This window comes from Protofrankia sp. CiP1_Cm_nod4 (assembly GCF_982290645.1).
Genome location: NZ_CEVIVC010000006.1, coordinates 75,153 through 80,017, shown reverse-complemented (window position 1 = coordinate 80,017; position 4,865 = coordinate 75,153). Strand labels below are relative to the sequence as shown.

Sequence of the window (4,865 nt, the reverse complement as noted above, 5' to 3'; positions counted from 1 at the left end):
GTGCGCAAAGAACATGATCACGCCACTTTTTGGCCCCCGGCGACCCGCGGGAATCAGCGTTTCGGGCTCTCCCTTCCCGGCCCGAGCTACGCGTCCGGCGGGCGCGGCCCGCCCCTTGGAGATCTTGTTCTGATGGCACAAAGTAGTCGACGGTTTCTTCCGCAAGTACATTGACCGCGTTGCGGATCTTCTTCTATTGTTGCTCACGTGAAGCGGGGCGAGATTCTCATAGCCTGCCTGCATGTCGACTATGGGCGGAAGGCGAGCGCGCTGTGTTCGCTCGTCCTCTCCTGATGGTCGAAGCCGCGCCCGCTGTCGCGCGCTGATTTTTCGGCGGTCTATCCGCTCCGCCGGATGCCCCCGGTGTTCCCACCACACCGGTATGTCGTCATCCGGATTTTTTCTTCGCCCGTAACCGTGCGATGCCGCCTGTCCGGCGTCTTTCCGCGCGGTCCGGAATACTCGCATGCCCGGTCGAGCACGCGCATCTGACCGGACGGCGCAACAGGCTCATCGGCCATGTCGGGACCGCGCTTGCGCGCGACTGCCCCATGGCGGATTCCTCGACCGCACGGGCGAGGAACAACCGACAGCCGAAGGTGGCGCGAGCGTGCATGCACAGCCGCGCCGCCAACGGCCCAGAAAACAAAGGAGAGCACTGGAGTGAGCAAGGAAAACCAGGAGGACGAGGAACAGGGACAGGCCAGTCGCCGCGGTTTTCTCGCGGGCTCGTTGGCAGCCGCCACGGCGGCCGCGACGACCGGCCTGTCGACACTGCCGGGCCTTGTCCAGCCCGCGTCCGCGGCCACCCGGCCGAACATCCTGGTCATCGTCACCGACGACCAGCCCAAGCAGACCAACTGGGCAACCCAGAAGATCCGTAACTGGCTGGTGACCCAGGGCGTGGAGTTCACCAACGGCCATGTCACCACGCCGTTGTGCGCCCCCTCGCGGTCGTCGATCTTCTCAGGCCGCTACGCGCACAACCATGGCGTGCGGGACAACGGGCACCCCTACAACCTCAACCAGAACACCACCGTCCAGCGCTATCTCAAGCAGGCGGGCTACCGCACCGGCTTCTTCGGCAAGTACCTCAACGCCTGGAACGTCGCTGACGCCCCGCCGCACTTCGAGGACTTCGCCCTGTTGGACCCGGTCGTCTACAACGACGGCCAGTACAACGTCAACGGCACGATCAAGACGATCCCGGGCTACAGCACCCACGTCATCAGGGATTTCGCCAAGGGATTCATCCAGAATGGCACGACCGACACCCGGCCGTGGTTCCTCTACATCGCTCCCAAGGCCCCGCACGGCCCCAACACCCCGGAGCCGCAGTACGCCAACACGGTCGTACCGACCTGGGACGGCCGTCCGTCGGTCTTCGAGACCGACAAGAGCGACAAACCGGACTACATCCAGAGTGCGAACGCGACGCTGGCCGACGGCCGGGCGATACGGGAGGCGCAGTTCCGCACCCTGCTGTCGGTGGACGACGCGGTGCAGGCGATCCGCGACAAGCTGGCGGCCACCGGACAGCTCGACAACACGCTTGTCATCTACATCGGCGACAACGGATTCTCCTGGGCCGACCACGGCTGGACCAAGAAGTCGGTGCCTTACCTGCCGTCCATCGAGGTGCCGTTCTACCTGTCCTGGCCCGCGGGCGGACTGGGCGCCGGAACGACCGACAACCGTATCGTCGCCAACATCGACATCGCCCCGACCATTCTCAACGCCGCCGGAATCACCCCGACAACGCCGCAGAACGGCAGCTCGTTGTTGTCCACCTACAGCCGTGACCATCTGCTGGTCGAATGGTGGGAACAGGGCGCCCACACCGCGGGAAGCCCGCACACCTGGTCGTCCTATGTCAGCACAACCAAGCAGTACACCGAGTACTATCACCTCCACACCGATTCCAACGGTCAGCCGGTCGGCACCGGAACGGTGGCATTCCGGGAGTACTACGACCTGGCCAACGACCCGTACCAGCTGGTGAACAAGCTCTACAACGCCACCCCGGCACAGGAGCAGGCACTGGGTATCCCGGCCCTGGCCGCCCAGCTCGCCGCCGACCGCGCGAGCTGACCCCGGACGGCCGGCCGCGGTGGCCCGCCTGCCCGGGCGGGGCGGGCCACCCGTCGCTCACCGTCCCGGGCGAACCCGGGACGAACAAAAGACGAACGACGAACAAAAGACGAACAAAGAGAGACGCCGTGTCTGCTTCCTGCTGCACCCCCGGCCGTGAGCCCGTCGGCATCGCGACCGTCACGCCCGTACGCCTGTCCGCACCCCGGACCAGGCGTATGGCCCAGCTGCCCGGCGGACGCTTCCTGATGGGCACCGAGGACAACGAGGGCTACCGCGCCGACGGCGAGGGCCCGGTCCGGGAAATCGAGCTGAAGCCGTTCTCGATCGAGCCCACCACGGTGACCAACGCCCAGTTCGCCACGTTCATCAACGCGACCGGGTACGTCACCGACGCCGAGCGGTACGGTTTCTCCTTCGTCTTCGAGGGCTTCCTGTCCGAGGAGCTCAGCCGGGTCTCGCCGGCCGTGCACGCCACTCCCTGGTGGCGTGCCGTCTCCGGAGCGGGATGGAAGCATCCCGAGGGGCCGGGCTCGTCGGCCGCCTCCCGGCAGAACCACCCGGTCGTGCACGTCTCGTGGAACGACGCGCAGTCGTACTGCGCCTGGGCCGGCGTCCGGCTGCCCACCGAAGCCGAGTGGGAGTACGCGGCGCGAGGCGGGCTGGAACAGCGCCGTTACCCATGGGGGGACGAGCTGACGCCCGGTGGGCGGCAGCGGTGCAACATCTGGCAGGGCGACTTCCCGAACCTCGGCACCGGCGAGGACGGGTACCTCGGCACCGCTCCGGTGAAGTCCTACCGGCCCAACGGCTACGGCATCTACAATGCCGTCGGCAACGTCTGGGAATGGTGCGCCGACTGGTTCAGCGCCACGTTCCACCTGGCCGGGCCGCGCACGAACCCGACCGGGCCGCCCGACGGTCACGCCAAGGTGATGCGCGGCGGATCACACATGTGCCACGCGTCGTACTGCAACCGGTACCGTGTCGCCGCACGCAGCTCGAACACCCCGGACAGCTCCGCTGGCAACATCGGCTTCCGCACGGCGGCCTGAGGGTGCCCTGAGGCGTCGTATGGCCGTCACGCGCGGGACATCGGACCGTCGTCTGACGGGGCAAGGCTGGCCGACGTAGCATCAAACACGCACCGGCTGACGGGCCGGGCACCGGAGCAAAGGACGCATGCCATGACCAACCTCGGTACCCCCGAGCTTCTGATTATTGCGTTCGTCGTCATCCTGCTGTTCGGTTCCAAGAAGCTGCCCGATGCCGCGCGTTCGCTCGGGCGCTCACTGCGGATCTTCAAGGCGGAGACCAAGGGGCTCAGCCAGGACGAGCCGGCCCAGGCCGCCGCACCCTCGGCCACTGTGCCACAGCCACAGCCACAGCCACAGCCCCAGGCGCAGCCGGCACCGCGGCCCATCGAGGCCGGCCAGCCGGTCGTCAGCCCGCAGCCGGCGTCGACCGGGGTCAACGGCACCTCCGCCGCCACGGGCGACTCCACCCGGGGCTGACCGGGCCGAAGACCACCGACCGCCTTTCCCACGAGCAGGAGTAGCCGGCACGTGCCCGCGTTTCCCACGCCGCGGCGGATAGCGCAGGCGGTGCAGTTCCGCCGGACCAGAACGGTCGAGGACAGCCGGATGTCGCTCACCGAGCACCTGCGGGAGCTGCGCAACCGGCTGGCGAAAGCACTCATCGTGCTCGTCGTCGCCGCGGCGGTCTGTTTCTACTTCGAGCCGCACATCTTCAACTTCCTCAAGGAGCCCTACTGCTCCCTGCCCGCGGACGTCCGCTCCGGTGTCGACGGGCAGTGCCAGCTGGCGTTCTTCGGCATCCTCGACGCCTTCATGATCAGACTGAAGATCGCGATGGTTGCCGGGGCCGTCTTCTCCTCACCCGTCTGGCTCTACCAGATCTGGTCGTTCATCACCCCGGGCCTGCACCGGCACGAACGCCGATGGTCACTGGCGTTCGTCGGCTGTTCGCTGGTCCTGTTCGTCCTCGGCGCCTTCTTCGCCTACCTGACCCTGAGTAAGGGGCTGGAGCTCCTGCTCGGATTCAGCGGGGACGGGCTTGTCAGCGTCCTCGACGTCAACAAGTACCTCAGCTACGTCATCGCCATGCTGCTCGTGTTCGGGCTGTCCTTCGAGATCCCGCTGCTGGTGGCGATGCTCAACCTGGCGGGCGTGGTCAGCACGGCCCGGCTGCGCTCGTGGCGGCGCCCCGAGATCTTCCTGGTCTTCGTCTTCGCCGCGATCGTGACACCGAGCCAGGACCCGTTCACAATGATCGCTCTCGGCCTGCCGATGATCGTGCTGTACGAGGTCGCCCTCGTGATCGGATGGGCCAACGACAAGCGCAGGGCCCGCCGCGGCGACACCTCGCCCTACGCCGGTCTCGACGACGACGAGGCGTCACCGCTGGACCTCGACCTGCCGCATCCGATGGCGGGGGAGCCGGCAAGGCCCACGGCGTCCGCCGACCCGGTGGGCAGCGCCGTCGGCGCGGCCGGCGCCCCGGGCTCCGCAGCGGACGCCGCCCACATCGACATCACCTGACAACGCCCGGCGCCGGTCTGGCACCGTCCGGCTCCGATGGATCCCCCAGCCCCACTGGACGATCATCAGGCCTGGTCCGCCGGTCCTGTCGGAGGGCCGGCCAGGCCCGGTGAACATCCGCCCGGCAACGGCCCGGCGGCGCGGGCGTAGGCTGACGACGTGTCCACCGCGCCGGCGGGCCCGCCGTCCGGGCCCGGGGCTTTCCCCCCGGCC

4 protein-coding genes are annotated in these 4,865 nt (G+C 67.9%); all 4 read left to right on the top strand.

Features of this window, described 5'->3' with window-relative positions:
• Window positions 1-663: 663 nt before the first annotated feature.
• The 4 genes from AC5LSR_RS02900 to tatC all read left to right on the top strand — a co-directional run bounded on the left by AC5LSR_RS02900 (window position 664) and on the right by tatC (window position 4,652).
• Window positions 664-2,091 carry a sulfatase family protein gene (locus tag AC5LSR_RS02900; RefSeq protein WP_250281399.1) on the top strand — a complete coding sequence of 476 codons (1,428 nt, stop codon included), beginning with the start codon at window positions 664-666 and terminating at the stop codon, window positions 2,089-2,091.
• A 128-nt stretch (window positions 2,092-2,219) separates the two neighbouring features.
• Entirely contained in the window at window positions 2,220-3,146 is a 927-nt protein-coding gene (locus tag AC5LSR_RS02895) for a formylglycine-generating enzyme family protein (protein WP_250281398.1), read from the top strand.
• Between the two features lie 132 nt (window positions 3,147-3,278).
• Window positions 3,279-3,605: a Sec-independent protein translocase subunit TatA gene (gene tatA, locus AC5LSR_RS02890; RefSeq protein ID WP_250281396.1), complete on the top strand. Its 327-nt coding sequence runs from the start codon at window positions 3,279-3,281 to the stop codon at window positions 3,603-3,605.
• Between the two features lie 51 nt (window positions 3,606-3,656).
• A complete protein-coding gene (gene tatC, locus AC5LSR_RS02885) occupies window positions 3,657-4,652 on the top strand; it encodes a twin-arginine translocase subunit TatC (RefSeq protein ID WP_250281394.1) in 996 nt (331 codons plus the stop codon).
• Window positions 4,653-4,865 lie beyond the last annotated feature (213 nt).